At 73.4% G+C, this 18323-nt stretch carries 13 protein-coding genes; 8 read left to right on the top strand and 5 right to left on the bottom strand.

Annotated elements, in window-relative coordinates; all coding sequences use genetic code 11:
- Positions 1 to 3 precede the first annotated feature (3 nt).
- Both AB0G32_RS25800 and AB0G32_RS25795 read left to right on the top strand, forming a co-directional pair.
- A complete protein-coding gene (locus AB0G32_RS25800) occupies positions 4 to 534 on the top strand; it encodes a hypothetical protein (protein ID WP_361167770.1) in 531 nt (176 codons plus the stop codon).
- A 33-nt stretch (positions 535 to 567) separates the two neighbouring features.
- Positions 568 to 3123, top strand: coding sequence for an immunoglobulin I-set domain protein (locus tag AB0G32_RS25795; protein ID WP_361167767.1), 2556 nt, complete (start codon positions 568 to 570; stop codon positions 3121 to 3123).
- Between the two features lie 52 nt (positions 3124 to 3175).
- On the opposite strand, the gene AB0G32_RS25790 is transcribed toward AB0G32_RS25795, so the two are convergent.
- The 4 genes from AB0G32_RS25790 to AB0G32_RS25775 all read right to left on the bottom strand — a co-directional run bounded on the left by AB0G32_RS25790 (position 3176) and on the right by AB0G32_RS25775 (position 9619).
- Positions 3176 to 3901 (bottom strand): class I SAM-dependent methyltransferase, encoded by a 726-nt coding sequence (locus AB0G32_RS25790; RefSeq protein WP_361167764.1) that lies wholly within the window; start codon positions 3899 to 3901, stop codon positions 3176 to 3178.
- 121 nt (positions 3902 to 4022) lie between these two features.
- On the bottom strand, positions 4023 to 6428 hold the full coding sequence (locus tag AB0G32_RS25785; RefSeq protein WP_361167761.1) for a SpoIIE family protein phosphatase: 2406 nt from the start codon (positions 6426 to 6428) through the stop codon (positions 4023 to 4025).
- A gap of 155 nt (positions 6429 to 6583) precedes the next feature.
- Positions 6584 to 9013: an MFS transporter gene (locus AB0G32_RS25780; RefSeq protein WP_361167758.1), complete on the bottom strand. Its 2430-nt coding sequence runs from the start codon at positions 9011 to 9013 to the stop codon at positions 6584 to 6586.
- A 162-nt stretch (positions 9014 to 9175) separates the two neighbouring features.
- The gene (locus AB0G32_RS25775; RefSeq protein ID WP_361167755.1) at positions 9176 to 9619 is read right to left on the bottom strand and encodes an SRPBCC family protein; all 444 of its coding nucleotides are present in this window, start codon (positions 9617 to 9619) and stop codon (positions 9176 to 9178) included.
- Positions 9620 to 9790: 171 nt separating this feature from the next.
- Here AB0G32_RS25775 and AB0G32_RS25770 point away from each other — a divergent pair, with 171 nt between their 5' ends.
- The 3 genes from AB0G32_RS25770 (at position 9791) to AB0G32_RS25760 (ending at position 13011) form a co-directional block, all read left to right on the top strand.
- Positions 9791 to 10822, top strand: coding sequence for an Rv2578c family radical SAM protein (locus tag AB0G32_RS25770; RefSeq protein ID WP_361167753.1), 1032 nt, complete (start codon positions 9791 to 9793; stop codon positions 10820 to 10822).
- A 170-nt stretch (positions 10823 to 10992) separates the two neighbouring features.
- On the top strand, positions 10993 to 12552 hold the full coding sequence (locus AB0G32_RS25765) for an alpha/beta hydrolase (protein ID WP_361167751.1): 1560 nt from the start codon (positions 10993 to 10995) through the stop codon (positions 12550 to 12552).
- 60 nt (positions 12553 to 12612) lie between these two features.
- A complete protein-coding gene (locus AB0G32_RS25760; protein WP_361167748.1) occupies positions 12613 to 13011 on the top strand; it encodes a RidA family protein in 399 nt (132 codons plus the stop codon).
- A 60-nt stretch (positions 13012 to 13071) separates the two neighbouring features.
- Here AB0G32_RS25760 and AB0G32_RS25755 read toward each other — a convergent pair whose 3' ends face one another.
- The gene (locus tag AB0G32_RS25755; protein ID WP_361167745.1) at positions 13072 to 13641 is read right to left on the bottom strand and encodes an adenylosuccinate lyase; all 570 of its coding nucleotides are present in this window, start codon (positions 13639 to 13641) and stop codon (positions 13072 to 13074) included.
- Between the two features lie 353 nt (positions 13642 to 13994).
- On the opposite strand from AB0G32_RS25755, the gene AB0G32_RS25750 reads away from it, so the two are divergent.
- The 3 genes from AB0G32_RS25750 (at position 13995) to ccrA (ending at position 18321) form a co-directional block, all read left to right on the top strand.
- Positions 13995 to 15797: a 3-hydroxyacyl-CoA dehydrogenase family protein gene (locus AB0G32_RS25750; RefSeq protein ID WP_361167742.1), complete on the top strand. Its 1803-nt coding sequence runs from the start codon at positions 13995 to 13997 to the stop codon at positions 15795 to 15797.
- 86 nt (positions 15798 to 15883) lie between these two features.
- Positions 15884 to 16684: a TetR family transcriptional regulator gene (locus AB0G32_RS25745; RefSeq protein ID WP_361167739.1), complete on the top strand. Its 801-nt coding sequence runs from the start codon at positions 15884 to 15886 to the stop codon at positions 16682 to 16684.
- Between the two features lie 299 nt (positions 16685 to 16983).
- Positions 16984 to 18321, top strand: coding sequence for a crotonyl-CoA carboxylase/reductase (gene ccrA, locus AB0G32_RS25740; RefSeq protein WP_361167898.1), 1338 nt, complete (start codon positions 16984 to 16986; stop codon positions 18319 to 18321).
- Positions 18322 to 18323: the final 2 nt, after the last annotated feature.

Here is an 18323-nt window from a genome sequence, read left to right as displayed (position 1 = left end):
GTCATGAGAGCTGTCCGTACCTCCGCCCGCGCCGTCCTCGCCGTCACCGCCGCCACGGCCCTGACCCTGGGGCTGGCGGGCTCGGCCGCCGCCGCCACCGCGACCCGGACCGTCACCGACGGCGCCACCACCTACAACCTGTCGGTGACCGCCCCGGATTCGGCCGCCGCCGCGGGCCAGGTCATCACCGTCACCGGCACCGGCTTCAACCCGGCCCAGGGCATCTACGTCGGCCTGTGCGTGGTCGAGGGTGCGCCGGGCGCCGCCAAGCCCACCCCCTGTCTGGGCGGCCAGGACGAGAGCGGCTCGACCGGCGCCTCGCACTGGGTGAACAACACCTTCGGCGGCCTGTTCGCCAACAGCTCCAAGTTCACCGCCGGCGGCGCCTTCAGCGCGCAGATCTACGTCAAGGCCACCCTGGACGACGGCAGTGTCTGCGGCGAGGACGTCACCTGCGCCGTGGTGACCCGCGCCGACCACCTCGACTCCGGTGACCGCAAGTACGACGTCCACGTGCCCATCAGCTTCCAGTGACGAGCCGCTGACCAGCCAGCCTTGAGGACAACCATGGCAGTTGACACAACGGGCCGGCGCAGCCGCCCGGCGGCGCTCCTCGGCGCCGCCGGGCTGGTGCTCGCCTCCGTCGCGGCCGGCCCGGCCGCGCGGGCCGCCGACACCCCGCGCACCGGGCTCGGCCCGGACGGCCAGAAACTCACCGTCTCGGCCAGCGCGGACCTGGACCCGGCCGGCGAGACGGTCCGCGTCACCGGCTCCGGCTACGACGCCACCAAGGGCATCTACGTCGCCCTGTGCAAGGACAACGGCGACAACCGCGTCCCGTCCCCCTGCCTGGGCGGCGCCGACGTGACCGGCGGCGGCAGCGCCTCGAAGTGGATCGTGCCCGCCGACGACCCCTACGCGGGCGATCTCGCCCAGCCCTGGGGCGCGGGCGGCACCTTCGACGTCCGGCTCGAACTGACCGCCAAGGACAGCGGTCTGGACTGCCTGAAGGTCACCTGCTCGGTCGTCACCCGCGTCGACCACCGGGGCAGCGGCGACCGCTCCCAGGACGTCCGGGTCCCCATCACCTTCACCGGCCAGGACACCGGCGGCGGGGACGACGGCGGCGACGGCGTGGACGTACCGCCGGGCACCGTCGGCTACGCGCAGGCCGCCCGCTTCACCACCGCCGGCAAGCCGCTGGACCTGCTGCTGCACCCGGACTCCGGCAAGCTCTACGTCGGCGCCGACAACATCGCCGACACGGCGGACGTCAACGAGCAGGGCCTGTACGTCCTTGACGCCGCCGACGGCACGGTCCGCGACCACATCAGCCAGGCGCCCGGCTCCACCGGCACCCTGGCCGGCCGCCGGGTCTCCCGGATCGCCGCGCCGCTGGCCGGCGACGGCGTGGTCTTCCACTACCCGCTGCGCGGCATCGGCACCGCGAAGGACGGTGACGAGAGCGCCCAGGGCGTGTGGCTGACCGGCGCCACCGTGACCGGCACCGGCCCGGGTACGAAGGCGTCCACCGTCCTCGTCCAGCAGGGCGGCACCCTCTCCGAGATCGACACCGCCACCGGCGCCGCCGACCGGACGCTCACCGTCGCGGGCGGCGGCACCGCGCTCGGTGTGGACACCGCCCGCGGCCTGGCCTGGACCGGTGTCGCGGGCGGCGGGCTCAGCCGCGTCGACACCGGCTCCTTCACGGTGACCGCCACCGCCGAACTCCCCACCGACACCCTCTGGTTCGTCACCCCCGACCCGGGCACCGGCAACGTCTGGGTGGGCAGCGGGAACACCGTCCGCGTGTACGACAAGAACGCCACGCCGCTGACCACCATCGAGGGCGAGGACCGGGCGGCGGCCGTCGCCTTCGACTCCGCCACCGGCCGGGCCTTCGTCGCCTGGCAGGACAGCGGCGACACCGGTGACGGCGGCGACAACGACGGCTCGCTGGCGGTGTACGACACCGCGACCTTCCAGGAGGCGGCACGGCCCACCGCCCTGCCCGGCAATCAGGGCCAGCTGGGACAGGCCGCGGTCGCGGTGGCCCCCGGCGGCACGGCGGTGTACGTGACCAGCCCGGCCGAGGCGACCGTCACCAAGCTGGACCGCCGGATGTCCCCGAAGGTGATCCAGAGCCCCACCGACCGGACCGTGGCGCCGGGCGACGAGGTGGCCTTCGTCGCGGCCGCCGAGGGCGCCCCGGAGCCCACGGTGCGCTGGCAGGTCAGCACGGACGGCGGCCAGACCTGGTCCGCCGTCGAGAACGCCACGGCCGGCACGTACGCGTTCACCGCCAGGGCCGCCCACGACGGCTACCGGTACCGCGCCGAGTTCACCAACTCGGCCGGGACGACCCGTACTTCACCGGTCACTCTCACGGTGACCGAGGAGAGCGGGGGCGGCGGGGCCACGGACCCCGGGGAGCCGTCCGGCACGAAGACCGTCACCGGGCCCGAGGGCCAGAAACTCACCGTCAGCCCGGTCAACGGCCTCGCCACCGAGCAGCAGACCCTGCAGGTCACCGGCACCGGCTACGACGAGGACAAGGGCATCTACGTGGCCCTGTGCGTCGACAACGGCGCGGGCGAGCTGCCCACCCCGTGCGTCGGCGGTGTCGACATGACCGGCGGTTCGCACTCCTCGGCGTGGATCTCGTCGAACCCGCCCGACTACGGGCAGGACCTGGCGGACCCGTACGGGACGGACGGGTCCTTCGAGGTCGAACTGACCGTGGACGCGCGGGACGAGTTCACCGACTGCCTCAAGGCCACGTGTGTGCTCACCACCCGCGCCGACCACACCCGCTCCGGCGACCGCTCCCAGGACGTGAAGGTCCCGGTCAGCTTCACCGGCCAGGACCCGGTGGACACGGACCCGGACACGGACCCGGAAACACCTGCGGCCCCGTCCCCTTCCCAGTCCGCGTCGTCCGCCGCTCCGGACGGCAGCGGCGCCTCGGGCGGCACAGGCGGCTCGGCCGGCTCGGGCGCCTCCGCCGCGGGCGGCAGCCTCGCCGCCACCGGCGTCACCGTGCTGTGGACCGGCGCGCTCGCGGCCGCCCTGGCGGTCACCGGCTGGGCGCTGTACCGCCGGGCCCGCCCGGCGCACCGCTGAGCCCCGGTCCGGTCCCGCGCCGCGTCCGGCGGCGCGGGACCGGACCGTACGCTCAGCCCGCGCGTCCGGCGACCAGCCAGATCGACGGCAGTTCGATCCGGGTGCCGTCGGGCCGGTACTCCGTGGTGATCAGCGGCAGTTCGCCGTGTCTGAGCACCTCGAGTCCGGCCGCCCGCAACTGCTCATGCACCGCGTCGTCGACGAGGGTGCCGGGCGCGATGCCGTGCCGCAGCACCGGCACCAGTTTGGGCGGCGGTCCGCCGGCGTCCTCGGCGAGCCCGGACAGCACGGTGACCGCCGCCTCGGACGGTTCGACCAGGAAGGCCCGGCCGCGCGTGCCGAGCAGGGCGGCGAGTCCGTCGGCCAGCGGCTGCCGGTCGTCGGGGTCGCACTGGTGCAGCACCCCGCGCAGATAGACGTTGACGTCGCCCAGTTCGGCGTGCAGCGTCTGCACCTCGCTCTTGTCGGCCGCGTCCAGTTGCCGGTAGGCGGCCTGCCCGGCCGGGTCGGCGCGCCGGGCGTGGTCGAGCGCGGCGGTGGACAGGTCGGCGCCGACGACGTGCGCGAAGCGGTCGGCGAGGTAGCGGGTCTGGGTGCCGTTGCCGCAGCCGAGGTCCACCATCGGCAGGCCGGGGTCGGTCAGATGCGGTTCGAAGAGGGCGAGATGACGGCCGGCGGTCAGGGCCGGTTCCGCGTCCCAGAACACCGCGTGCGGCGCGTCGGGTGCCTCGCGCCAGAACCCCTCCCAGGCGTCCCGGTACCGTCTTGTCACGCTCATGCCCGACTCCCCTGGGTGCGACGGTCCGGTCCGTCCCGAGTGACGGACCAGTACGGTCTACCGCGCACCGGAGCGGGCCACAAGCGGGCCGTCCGGACCTTCACGGGTCCTTCAGGCCCATTCACCGCCGGGAGTTACGGGGCAGGGTCAGCTCGCACCGGACGGTCTTGCCGGTCGCGGTGCGGCTGGTGCCCCATTCGCGGGCCAGGGTGCTCACCACCAGCAGCCCGCGCCCGGCCTCGTCGCCGGGGCCGGCGTCCAGCAGGGTCGGCAGTTCGTGATCGTCGTCGTCCACCTCGCACAGCAGGGTGTCGCCGTGCACCAGCCGCAGGACGACGGGGCGGTGGGCGTGCCGTACGGCGTTGGTGACCAGTTCGCTGACCAGCAGCGCGGCGGTCTCCGCCAGCGGGGCCAGTCCCCAGGCGTGCAGCTGTTCGCGGACCGCCGCGCGGGCCCGGCGGACCTCGCCCGCCTCGCGCTGCAGGCACCACTCGGCGACGTTGCCGGGCTCGATGCCGCTCAGCCGGGCCATCAGCAGCGCCACGTCGTCCTTGCGGCCGCCGCGCGAGGCGAGGGCACGGGTGATGGTGTCGCAGGCGTCGTCCATGGCGGCGGCCGGGTGTGCGGCGGAGGCGCAGAGCGTGGCCAGGCCGACGCCGATGTCCTCGCCGCGCACCTCGACCAGTCCGTCGGTGCACATCACCAGCCGGTCGCCGCTCGCCACCGGCACCCGGACCGCCTCGAAGGCCACCCCGCCGACGCCGATCGGCGCCCCGGTGGGCAGGTCGATCAGCTCGCTGCGGCCGTCCGCGGCGCGCACCAGGACGGGCGGGATGTGTCCGGCGTTGGCGAGGTGCAGTTCGCCGGCGATCGGGTCGTAGACGGCGTACAGGCAGGTGGCGAGGTAGGTGTCGCCGAGCCGCTGGGCGAGGTCGTCGAGGCCGCGCAGCAGTTGCGCGGGCGGCAGGTCGAGGCCCGCCATGGTCTGTACGGCGGTGCGCAACTGGCCCATCATGGCGGCGGAGTTGAGGCCGTGGCCCATGACGTCGCCGACCACCAGCGCGGTGCGGGCGCCGGGCAGCTTGACCGCGTCGAACCAGTCGCCGCCGACCCGGCCGAGCAGGGTGCCGGGCAGGTAGCGGGTGGCGATGTCGCAGCCCGACATACGGGCCGGGATGTGCGGCAGCATGCTGTCCTGGAGTGTCTCGGCGACGTTCTCCTGGTGGGTGTACATGCGCGCGTTGTCCAGCACCAGGCCGGCCCGGGCGGCGAGTTCGGCGCCGGTGACCCGGTCCATGTCGTTGAAGACGGTGCGGTCGGGGTGGCGCAGCAGGATCATGAAGCCGAGGACGACCTGCCGGGCCTTGAGCGGGACGACCAGCATGGAGCGGCCTGTGATCAGCGGCCGGATGTCCCGTTTCTCGAACTGCGAGGCGATGGCGTGGCCCATCTCCTCGGTGATGCGGGGCACGAGGACGGGTTCGCCGGACGTCATGCACTGGAAGAAGGGGGTGTGCGCCGGGAAGGGCATCGCCTCGCCGACCGGTACCACGTCGTCCCAGCGGCCCGGTTCGTCGGTGTGTTCGAGGGCGACCCGGTGCCACATGGTGGTGGTGTCGGGCACGCCGTCGGGGAAGCCCTCGCCGGCCACGACCTGTTCGCGCAGATAGGTGCCGGCGACGTCGGTGAAGCGGGGCACGACGGCCCGGCTGACCTCGACGATGGTCTCGGCGAGGTCCAGGGAGGTGCCGATCCGGCCGCTGACGTCGTTGAGGAACTCCAGGCGCTCGCGGACGGCGGCGTACTCCAGGTCCTGCGTGTCGTCCGGCGGTTCCCCGGCCGGCGGTGGCTGGCCGGGGGACGGCGGCCGGGCGGTCCGCTGCCGCACGGCCCGCCGGGACACCCCCCAGTCGGGCGTGACGGGCACCCGGTGGTCCTGGCTGAACTCCAGGACTGGGTAGCCGAGTTCGAGGATCTGGGCGACGATGCGGGCGCCCTCGCCGACGCTCATGCTGGGCAGGATCTCGGGGAGGCGGCGGGCCAGTTCGTCGGCGCCGGGGAAGTCGGTGTGCAGCGCGAAGCCGGGGGCGATCCGCTCCGCCGCGGTCGCCGCGCCGCCGTCCGCCCGCCGCAGCGCGCCCGCGTCGGCGGCGAGCACCAGCAGCCGCTCCGGCCCGGGGCCCACCAGGGGGTACGCCCACCACAGGATGTCGATGCGGCCCTGCTCGGGGACGGTGAGCCGGGCCCGGCCGCAGGACGGGTAGGACAGCCGTCCGCCGAGGGCGGCGGACTCCAGGTCGGGGCCCAGGGAGTCGTAGGAGCCGAGCGGGAAGGGGTCGTCCGTCTCGGGCAGGGCGCCGGAGACGGGCAGCAGGTCGAGGGCCGGGCGGCCGATGGCCGCGTCCTTCGGGAGCGTGAACAGTCGCCGCGCGCCCCGGCTCCAGTGGGAGACCAGTCCGTCCCGGTCCACCACGGCCACGGCCAGCGGGATCCGGCCGGGCGCGGGCTGCTCGGTGCCACGGTCCATGGCGTCAGGCCCTCTCTCCCCGCGGCTCGGCAAGATCTGTGCCGCCCTCACCACCGTAGAGCCGCGGCCTTGCGCGATGTGCGGGGAACCGGAAATCGGCGGCGCGGAAAAGCACCGGCGCGCGCCCCGCGCGCCGGTGGCACGGCACGGTCGGCTCAGTCCTCGTGGCCGAGCTGGAGGTCGCGTTCGGTACGGCCGCCGCCGGCCACCTGGAGCACGGTGGCGACCGGCGGGTAACCGGCGGCGATGACGGTGTACTCGCCGGACGACAGGTCGACGAACCGGAAGGTGCCGTCGGCGCCGGTGGTGAGCGTGTCGACGACGTTCCCGGCGGCGTCCAGCAGGGTCACCCGGGCGTCCTCGACGGGCCGTCCGCCGCCGGCCCGGACGGTGCCCTTGAGCACGGCGCCGCCCGCGAGTTCGATGTCCTGCCGGGTCTCCCGGGACGCCTGGACGGTGACCGGCAGCGCGGCCGGGCGAAAGGCCGGGGCGCTGCCGGCCAGGGTGTATTCGCCGGCGACCAGTTCGGTGATGACGTAGCCGCCCTCGCGGCCGCTGCGGGTCGAGGCGACCACCTCGCCGTGCACGTTGGTGAGGGTGACCATGGCGTCCCGCACCGGGGTGCCGTCGGCGGTGGTGACCGCGCCCGCGAGGCGTCCGGCGCCGCCGAGGACGACGTCGAGTTCGACCGGGCGCTCGCCGACGGTGACGGAGACGGCCTGCGGCTGGTGGCCGCCGGCCGCGGCGATCAGGACGTAGGACCCGGTGCCGGGGGTGGCCAGCGCGTACCGTCCGTCGCCGCCGCTGGCGCCGCGCCCGATCTGCTGCCCGGCGGCGTCGATGAGGGTGAGCGCCGCGCGGGGCACGACGGTGCCGTCGGGGTGCTGCACCGTGCCGCAGACCGGGACGCCGCCGGGGTAGGGCGAGCGGTGCGGGGTGGGGTTCCCCCCGCCCGAGGGGTGGGGGACGGTGGGCGGGACCGCGGCGGGGGGCGGTGCGGTCTCCGTCTCGGTCACGGGCGTGTGGTGGGACACGAGCGGTTTCTCCTTGAGGAAGAAGGCGAGGAACAGGCCGAGGACGAGCACCGGCACGAGGTACAGGAAGATCCGCGGCATGGCGTCGGCGTACGCCTGGATGTAGGCGTCGCGCAGCGCGGGCGGCAGCGAGTGGACGAGTTGCGGGGTGATGGCGTCGGCGTCGGGCAGCCCGGCTCCGGCCGGCAGCCGCTCGGCGAGGGCGTCGGTGAGCCGGCCCGCGAACAGCGTCCCGAAGACCGCCGCGCCGACGCTGCCGCCGATCTGCCGGAAGTAGTTGTTGGCGCTGGTGGCGGTGCCCAGGTCGGCGGGGCGCACGGAGTTCTGCACGGCGAGCACCAGGACCGGCATCACCATGCCGATGCCGGCGCCGAGGACGAACATCCAGACGCTGTACTGGAGCCGGGGCGTGTCCGTGTCGAGGCGGGAGAGCAGCCACATGCCGACGACGGAGAGGGCGCCGCCGAGGATCGGGTGGATCCGGTAGTGCCCGGTACGGCTGATCAGCTGTCCGGAGACGACCGAGGCGCCGACGATGCCGCCCATCATCGGCAGCATCAGCAGCCCGGACTCGGTGGCGGAGGCGCCGTCGACCATCTGGAGGAAGGTCGGCAGATAGCTGGCGGCGCCGAACAGGGCGACGCCCACCACCAGCCCGACCAGGCCGGTGACGTTGAAGACGGAGTCGCGGAACAGCCGCAGCGGGATGAGGGGTTCGGCGGCGAACCGCTCGGCGGCCAGGAAGAGCAGGGTGGCCGCGAGCGCCCCCGCGCCGAGCCCGAGGATGACCTCGGAGTCCCAGTCGTACTCGATCCCGCCCCAGCTGGTCAGCAGCACCACGCAGGTGGAGGCGGCGGCCAGCAGCAGCGCGCCGAGGACGTCGAGCCGGGCCCGGACGCGCGGCTTGGGCAGTTTCAGGACGACGGCGACGACAGCCATGGTGAGCAGGCCGAAGGGGACGTTGATGTAGAAGCACCAGCGCCAGGAGAGGTGGTCGGTGAAGTAGCCGCCGAGCAGCGGTCCGGCGACCGAGGCGAGGCCGAAGGCGGCGCCGATCAGGCCCATGAACCGGGCGCGCTCGCGGGGCGGCACGATGTCCGCGATGATCGCCTGCACGCCGATCATCAGGCCGCCCGCACCGACGCCCTGCACCGCGCGGTAGGCGATCAGCTGGTCCATGGTCTGGGCCCGGCCGGCCAGCGCCGAGCCGACGACGAAGACCAGGATGGCGAACTGGAAGACGCCCTTGCGGCCGAAGAGGTCGCCGAGCTTGCCGTAGATGGGCAGGCCCACGGTGGAGGTGAGCAGGTAGGCGGTGATCGCCCAGGACATCTTGTCCAGGCCGTGCAGCTCACCGACGATCTTCGGGAGCGCGGTGGCGACGATCATCTGCTCCAGCGCGGCGAGCAGCAGCGCGAGCATCAGGCCGATGAAGACCAGCCGGACCCGGCGCGGGCTGAGCGCGGCGGCCGGTGGCGGGGCGGGCGGCCCGGGAGGGTCGGGGGGCGCGACGACGGCCGGCTCGTCCTGCACCAGAGTGATCCCGCCCACGTACCGCTCCCCTTAGTCGCAATTCGTCGCCTGAGCGCACCATTTCCGCTCAGGCGACAACTGCGAACACATGCAAGGGGTTACGGCGTCCGGCGCGGCCGCGCGCAGATCACTCGAACCGGTGAGGCGGCCGCCAACGGCCGCCGCACGCGCGGCTCTTGGCTACTTCTCCACCTCGGCGGCGAGCTTGGCGAGCTCCGCGTCGTAGATCCGGGCCAGGCCCTTGGGGGCGAAGGTCTTCTCGAAGAAGCCGCCGATGCCGCCCGCGCCGTTCCACACCGTGGTGACGACGACGCGTGAGCGGCCCTCGCCGGACGGGGTGACCCGCCAGGTGGTGACCATCGAGGAGTTGCGGTCCTTCTCGACCAGTTCGCCGTCGGAGGGCTCGGTGACCTCCAGCAGGCAGTCGCGGATCCGCTTGCTGGTGGCCTGGAGCTTCCAGTGCACGAGGGTGCCCTCGCCGTCACCGCCCTCGCGGACCTCGTACTCGCTGAACTGCTCGGGCAGCAGTTTCGCGCGGGTGCCGCTGTAGTCGGCGAGCGCGTCGAACACCGTCTCCGCGTCGGCGGCGACGATCCGCTCGGTGGTGGCCTCGACCTGCGCCATCGGGTTCCTCCAGGGCCTGGTGCTGAGGGGTCGGGGCAAGCCAACCACCCCGCCGCCCGGCCACCAAATCGAAGGGCGTTTGACGGCCCGGGGCGACCGCCCGGACCTCGGACCACACGATCAAGGGAACGTATGTTCTATTCTGTGCTCCTGCACTACCGAGGAGGCACCATGCGCTGGGAGAACCTCTCCGAGCCCGGTCATGGCCGGGCGGCGGACGCCGCGCTGTTCGACGCGGACGCGGTCACCACCCGCACCTTCGAGGCGCCGGAATTCCGGGGGATCACCTTCCACGAGGTGCGGGCCCGCTCGATCGTGAACCGGGTGCCGGGGGCCTCCCGAATGCCGTTCGAATGGACGGTGAACCCCTACCGGGGCTGCACGCACGCGTGCGTCTACTGCTTCGCGCGCAAGACGCACAGCTATCTGGACCTCGACACCGGCCTGGGTTTCGACAGCCAGATCGTGGTGAAGGTGAACGCGCCCGAACTGCTGCGCCGCGCCCTGTCCTCGCCCTCCTGGCGGGGCGAGCACATCGCGATGGGCACCAACGTCGACTGCTACCAGCGGGCGGAGGGCCGCTACCGGCTGATGCCGGGCATCATCGACGCGCTGACCGAGCGCGCCAACCCGTTCTCGATCCTCACCAAGGGCACGCTGATCCTGCGCGACCTGGACCGGCTGGAGCGGGCCGCCCGGGTGACGGACGTGGGCATCTCGGTCTCGGTGGGCTTCACCGACCCGGAGCTGTGGCGCACCGTGGAGCCGGGCACGCCCGCGCCGCAGCGGCGCCTGGACGTCGTACGGGCGCTCGGGGCGCGCGGCATCGGCTGCGGGGTGCTGATGGCGCCGGTGGTCCCGTTCCTCGGCGACGACCCCGGCCAACTGCGGGCGACGGTCCGGGCGATCGCGGCGGCCGGGGCGACCTCCGTGACGCCCCTGGTGCTGCATCTGCGGCCCGGCGCCCGGGAGTGGTTCATGGCCTGGCTCGGGCGGCTCCACCCGCACCTGGTGCGCCGCTACGAGCGGCTGTACGCGGAGGGCGCCTACGCCCCGAAGTGGTACCAGCGCCGGATCACCCGGCAGGTGCACGACCTGGCCCGGGAGTACGGCATCGGACCGGCCCGCGCGGGAGCCTCCCGACAGCTCGCGCAACCGGCCACTCCGGTACCACCCGGGCCGACCCAGCTCACCCTGCTGTGAGCTCTCGCTCCGAGATCACCCGAGATCACTGGAGGGCACTGGAGGGCAATAAGCGACCCAATTGGGTCAACTATTGACAGAACATGTTCTTTCGGGAGTGCTCTCCGGGACGATGCGGCGAGGATCGCGGCTTTCGCGCTCCACCGCCGCTCCGTCTCCCGGAGGACCCCATGAGTCATCGCGCAGCCGTGCTGTGCGCCACCGCCGCGCTGCTGGCCGGCGCCCTGACCGCGGCCCCCGCCGCGACGGCCGCCCCCGCACCGGAGCTGGACTGGAGGAAGTGCGGCACGGCCGGCCACCCGACGCTCCAGTGCGCGTCCCTGTCGGTGCCGCTGGACCACACCCGTCCGCGCGGCGAGCGGATCACCCTGGCGCTCTCCCGCGTCCCGCACACCGCGCGCGGGTATCAGGGCCCGCTGCTGGTCAATCCCGGCGGCCCCGGCGGCAGCGGACTGACGCTGGCCGGCTTCGTCGCGGCCACGCTGCCGAAGAAGGTGGCCGCGCAGTACGACGTCATCGGCTTCGACCCGCGCGGGGTGGGCGCCAGTGAGCCCGCCCTGGACTGCCGGCCGGGCCACTTCGACCCGGTGCGGCCCGACTCGCTGCCGGCCACGCCGGCGGTGGAGCGGGCCAACCTCGCCCGCGCGAAGTCCTTCGCCGCCGCCTGCGGCAGGAAGTACGCGCGCGTACTGCCGCATCTCGACACGGTGAGCGCCGCGCACGACCTCGACGCGGTCCGCGCGGCGCTGGGCGCGCGGCGCCTGAGCTACTTCGGCTACTCGTACGGCACCTACCTCGGCGCGGTCTACGCCCGGCTGCACCCGGACCGGGTGCGCCGCCTGGTGCTGGACTCGGTGGTCGACCCCGACGACGTCTGGTACGACGCCAACCTCCGCCAGGACCTCGCCTTCAACGACCGGCACCGCGCGTTCCTCGCCTGGGTCGCCGAGCACGACACCACGTACCGGCTGGGCACCGATCCGGAGCGGGTCGAGACCGCGTGGTACGCGATGCGGGCGGCGCTGGCGAAGCGGCCGGCCGGCGGCACGGTGGGCGCCGCCGAACTGGAGGACACCTATCTGCCGGGCGGCTACTTCAACGGCTACTGGCCGTATCTGGCGCAGGCGTTCGCGGCCTACGTCCACGGCGGGGACGCCGGTCCGCTGGTCGAGGCGTACGAGGACTTCGGCGCCGTGGACGCCGAGGGCGACAACGGGTACAGCGTCTACACCTCGGTGCAGTGCCGCGACGCGAAGTGGCCGCGGGACTGGGCGAAGTGGCGCGCGGACAACTGGCAGGTGCACGCGAAGGCGCCGTTCATGACCTGGAACAACGCCTGGTACAACGCGCCGTGCGCGTTCTGGCCGGCCGGTTCGTCGCGGCCGGTGGACGTGGCCAACGCCGAACTGCCGCCGACGCTGCTGTTCCAGGCCACCGGCGACGCCGCCACCCCCTACGCGGGCGCCGTCACCGCCCACCGGCTGCTGCGCGGCTCCCGCCTGGTCGTCGAGGACGGCGGCGGCAACCACGGCATCACGCTGAGCGGCAACGCCTGCCTCGACGCGCACCTCGCCGCGTACCTGGCCGACGGGACGGTGCCGCGCGGCGCGGGCGGCGAGGCCGACGCGGTCTGCCCGGCACTGCCCGACCCGGAGCCGCTGACGTCGAAGGCGGCGGCGTCCTCCGCACGGGGCGCGACACTGCACGGACTGCTGGGCTTCCGACGCTGAACACCCTGGACGGCCCGGGGGCGGGGGGCTGTTGTCAGACCCCTGGTCCATGATGGACGCATGAGCGAGCCGACCAGGATCCCCGCCCCCGCTGGTGTCTTCCCCGCGGCCCAGTACAGCCATGTGGTGACGGCCACGGGCCGGCTCGTGGCCGTCTCCGGCCAGCTGCCGCTGGACGAGGCCGGCCGGATCGTCGGCGCGGGCGACCCAGGGGCCCAGGCCCGCCAGGTCTTCGAGAACCTGCGCCGCTGCCTGGCCGCCGCCGGCGCCGGCTTCGACGACGTGCTGAAACTGACCTACTTCGTCACGGACATGGCCCACCTGCCGGCCATCCGCGAGGCCCGCGCCGCCCACCTGCCCGACACCCGCCTGCCGGCCTCGTCCGCCGTCCAGGTCGCCGCACTGGTCCGCCCGGAGTTCCTGATGGAGATCGAGGCGCTGGCGGTCGTGGCGCCATGACCTCCCTCCACTGCCGCAGGTGCGGTACGCGGAGGCCAACCAGCCGACGGGCGGGCCCCGTCAGGAAGGCAACCGTTTCAACGCCCGTACCGCCGCCTCCGCCAGTGCCGGGTGGGCCAGGGCCGCGTTGAGGACCGGGGCGGCCCGGGGGTCGCCGAGGGTGCCGAGGCCCTCGACGCAGGCGAGTGCCACCCGGCGGTACGGGTCGTGCGGGCGCAGCCGGCGGCGCAGGGTGGTGATCAGGGCGGGCACGGACTCGGGGGCGTGCAGCTCGGTCAGCAGCCGGACCGGGTGCAGGGCGTAGGCGACGCGCAGCTCGTTGGTGGCGAGCGCGGCGGCGGCGCGGGCGGTGCGGGGGTCGCCGAGCCGGGCGAGGGCGTACGCGGCACTGGCACAGCGCGGCGGGTCGCGGTGGTTGAGCAGCAGTACGAGCGCCTCGAAGGCCCGCCGGTCGCCGGCCACGCCCAGCCGGAACGCGGCCAGCTCCCGGGCCCACAGCGGCTGCCCGGGTCCGGTGAGCACCTCGGCCAGTTCGTCGTGGTCGCCGGCCGCCACCAGCCGGCCGAACGCCGGCGAGCCCCCCGACTCCGCCCGTAAGCGCTCCGTGAGCGTACGCAACTCTTCGTCCATGGCACCGAGGCTAGAGGGGTCCTCGGCGGGATGGGACGTGGATCACCAACCCGGAGGTCTGGCGCGCTCGTTACCCGCAAGTTAAGCTCAGACGAGCGAGTGACCCACTCGTGTTCGTCTCTCGGTGGTCTGGTGACGCGGCCGCCGTGGGAGCAGTGCGACTCGGCCCGGGGACAGGGCCGGTCGGTCCGCCGGGCGTACCCGCCAGTGAGCCCGGTGGCACTCAGTGCCTCGGTATGGACGCCTCCGCGCCCGTGCCGCGCACTCCGCACGCCCGCACCTCTCCCGTACGCCCCCGTACGCCGTCCGGCGTGCCGGGCGCGTTTCCGTCGTCACCTTCCTGGAGTCCCGCGATGGCCACTCCCCGCTCCGCCACTCCCCCGTCCCCGCTCCGGGCCGTCGCCGTGATCGGCCTCGGCACCATGGGCACCGGCATCACCGACGTGCTGGTCCGGGCCGGCCGCGAAGTCGTCGGCATCGACATCAGCGAGGCGCAGGCCGCCAGGGCCGTCGCCGCGCTGGAGACCTCCACCGCCCGGTCCGTGGCCCGCGGCCGGCTGACCGAGCGGGAGCGCGCGGACGCCCTCGCCCGGTTCCGCGTCGCCACCGACCCGCGGGCCGCGGCCGACGCCGACCTGGTGATCGAGGTGGCGCCGGAGTCGTACGAGGTCAAGCAGCGGATCTTCCGGGAACTGGACGGCATCGTGCGGCCCGGCACGATCCTGGCCACCGGCACCAACGCGCTGTCGGTGACCCGGCTGGCCGCCGACTCCGCGCACCCCGAGCGCGTGCTCGGCCTGCACTTCTTCAACCCGGCCCCGGCGATGAAGCTGGTCGAGATCGTCTCCTCGGTGCTCACCGCGCCGGGCGCCGTCGCGGCCGTCACCGACCTCGCGCTGGACCTCGGCAAGGAGCCGGTGGCGGTCGGCGACCGGCCCGGTTTCGTCGCCGACGGCCTGCTGTTCGGCTACCTCAACCAGGCGGCGGCGATGTACGAGGCGCGCTACGCCTCCCGCGAGGACATCGACGCGGCGATGCGGCTGGGCTGCGGCCTGCCGATGGGCCCGCTGGCCCTGCTCGACCTGATCGGCATCGACACCGCGCGCACCGTCCTGGAGGCCATGTACACCGCCTCCCGCGACCGGCTGCACGCCCCCGCCCCGATCCTGCGCCAGCTCAGCGAGGCGGGCCTGACCGGCCGCAAGACGGGCCGCGGCTTCTACACCTACGACGGTCCGGGCGGCACCGTCGTCGTCCCCGACCCGCTCACCCCGGGCGAGAGCGCCACCCGGGCCGCCGGCCGGCCGGTGCGCGCGGTGGGCGTGGCCGGTTCGGGCACGATGGCGTCCGGGATCGCCGAGGTGTTCGCGAAGGCCGGATACGAGGTGGTGCTCGCCGCCCGCAGCGCGGAGAAGGCCGCGGCCGCCCGGGCCCGGATCGGCAAGTCGCTGGCCCGGTCCGTCGACAAGGGTCGGCTGACCGCCGAGGCCGCCGCGCGCACCCTGGACCTGATCACGCCCACCGGCGGCTACGACGACTTCGCCGACGTCGACCTGGCGGTGGAGGCGGTCGCCGAGGACCTGGAGGTCAAGCGGCAGCTGTTCGCCACCCTGGACAAGGTCTGCAAGCCCGGCGCGGTGCTCGCCACCACCACCTCCTCGCTGCCGGTCGTCGCCTGCGCCCGCGCCACCTCGCGCCCGCAGGACGTGATCGGCATGCACTTCTTCAACCCGGCGCCGGCCATGAAGCTGGTCGAGGTGGTGCGGACGGTGCTGACCGCCGACGATGTGCACGCCACCGTCCGCCAGGTGTGCGCCAAGGTCCGCAAGCACCCCGTGGACTGCGGCGACCGGGCCGGGTTCATCGTGAACGCGCTGCTGTTCCCGTACCTGAACAACGCGGTCAAGATGGTGCAGGAGCACTACGCGACCCTCGACGACATCGACGCGGCGATGAAGCTCGGCGGCGGCTATCCGATGGGCCCCTTCGAGCTGCTGGACGTGGTGGGTCTGGACGTCTCGCTGGCCATCGAGAAGGTGCTGCACCGCGAGTTCCGCGACCCGGGGCTGGCGCCGGCGCCGCTCCTCGAGCACCTGGTGGCCGCGGGCTGCCTCGGCCGCAAGACGGGCCGCGGTTTCCGCGAGTACGCCCGCTGACCGGGGCCGGCCCCGGCCGGGGTTCCCCCGTCCGGGGAACCCCGGCCGTGCGCGGCGAGCTGGGCACATGCAGTACGTTCATGTTCATGTCCCAGCCCGCCAAGTCCACACGTACCCCAGCCGCGTCCGACGCGCCGGAGACCGCCGCCGGCGGCCGAGCCGCCGCCCAGCGGCTGAAAATGCGCCGGGAACTGGCGGCCGCCGCGATGGAACTGTTCGCGACGAAGGGGTACGAGGCCACCACCGTCGACGAGATCGCGGCCGCGGCCGGGGTCGCCCGCCGCACCTTCTTCCGGCACTTCCGGTCCAAGGAGGAGGCGATCTTCCCCGACCACGACGACACCCTGGTCCGGGCCGAGGCGGTGCTCAACGCCGCCCCCGCGCACGAGCACCCGCTGGACACGGTGTGCCGCGGCATCAAGGAAGTCATGAAGATGTACGCGGCCCACCCGGACATCTCGGTGGCCCGCTACAAGCTGACCCGCGAGGTGCCCACCCTGCGCGAGGCGGAGATCGCCTCGGTGGCCCGCTACGAGCGGCTGTTCACCCGCTATCTGCTGGGCCACTTCGACGAGCACGTGCACGCCGACGACGCCAACGACGACCCGCTGCTCGCCGAGGTCGCCGCGTCCGCCGTGGTCACCGCCCACAACCACGTGCTGCGCCGCTGGCTGCGGGCGGCCGGGCAGGGCGACCTGGAGGCCCAGCTCGACCACGCCTTCGCCATCGTCCGCAAGACCTTCGGCACCGGCATCGGCGCCGGCCGCACCGTCCCGCCCGCGGCGACCGCCTCCTCCGAGGGCGAGGTGCTGGTGACCGTCGCCCGCACCGACGCCCCGCTGGACGAGGTCATGCGCGCCATCGAGCAGGCACTCAAGGAACGCTGATCACTAACCACTGACCGCTGACCGCTGACGCGAAAGGCGGCCACCCCTGTTGGGGGTGGCCGCCTTTCGCGTACCCATACCACGTTCTGATCGATCATCGCTCATCTGTTACGTAAAGATTTCATCTGAGTCCATTTTCTGGCACCCAGTGCCTTGCGAGGTGACACGGGGTGCCATACGTTGAAGTGGTCCGGGCAGTCCCCGCGGGGCCGTCGTCCCCGCGTCCCGGACGCCTGCGTCACAGGCACCCTTCCGACCCTCAGCAGCAGCACCGCACCGCCGGAGGCAACACCGTGACCGTGAAGGACATCCTGGACGCGATCCAGTCCCCCGAGGCGACCCCCGCCGACTTCGCCGCTCTGCCGCTCCCCGAGTCGTACCGCGCGATCACCGTGCACAAGGACGAGACCGAGATGTTCGCGGGCCTGGCCACCCGCGACAAGGACCCGCGCAAGTCGATCCACCTGGACGAGGTGCCGGTGCCCGAACTGGGCCCGGGCGAGGCCCTGGTGGCCGTGATGGCCTCCTCGGTCAACTACAACTCGGTGTGGACCTCGATCTTCGAGCCGCTGTCCACCTTCGGCTTCCTGGAGCGCTACGGCCGGCTCAGCGAACTGACCCGCCGGCACGACCTGCCGTACCACGTCATCGGCTCCGACCTCGCGGGCGTCGTGCTGCGCACCGGACCCGGCGTCAACTCCTGGAAGCCCGGTGACGAGGTCGTCGCGCACTGCCTGAGCGTGGAGCTGGAGTCGAGCGACGGGCACAACGACACGATGCTCGACCCGGAGCAGCGGATCTGGGGCTTCGAGACCAACTTCGGCGGACTCGCCGAGATCGCCCTCGTCAAGTCCAACCAGCTGATGCCCAAGCCGGACCACCTCAGCTGGGAGGAGGCCGCGGCGCCCGGGCTGGTCAACTCGACCGCGTACCGCCAGCTCGTCTCGCGCAACGGCGCCCAGATGAAGCAGGGCGACAACGTGCTGGTCTGGGGCGCCAGCGGCGGACTCGGCTCGTACGCCACGCAGTTCGCGCTGGCCGGCGGCGCCACCCCGATCTGTGTGGTCTCCAGCGCGAAGAAGGCGGAGATCTGCCGCCGGATGGGCGCCGAGCTGATCATCGACCGCTCGGCCGAGGACTACCGGTTCTGGAAGGACGAGCACACCCAGGACCCCCGGGAGTGGAAGCGGTTCGGCAAGCGCATCCGGGAACTGACCGGCGGCGAGGACGTCGACATCGTGTTCGAGCACCCCGGCCGGGAGACCTTCGGCGCCTCCGTCTACGTCACCCGCAAGGGCGGCACCATCGTCACCTGCGCCTCGACCTCCGGCTACGACCACGCCTACGACAACCGCTACCTGTGGATGTCACTGAAGCGGATCGTCGGTTCCCACTTCGCCAACTACCGCGAGGCGTGGGAGGCCAACCGGCTGATCGCCAAGGGGAAGATCCACCCCACCCTCTCCAAGGTGTACCCCCTCCAGGAGACCGGCCAGGCGGCGTACGACGTGCACCGCAACCTCCACCAGGGCAAGGTCGGAGTGCTCTGCCTGGCCCCCGAGGAGGGGCTCGGGGTGCGCGACGCGGAGAAGCGCGCCGAGCACGCCGACGCCATCAACCGCTTCCGGAACATCTGAGG

Source organism: Streptomyces sp. NPDC023723, assembly GCF_040639815.1.
Classification (GTDB): Bacteria; Actinomycetota; Actinomycetes; order Streptomycetales; family Streptomycetaceae; genus Streptomyces.
This window is presented reverse-complemented; position numbering and strand designations above follow the sequence as displayed.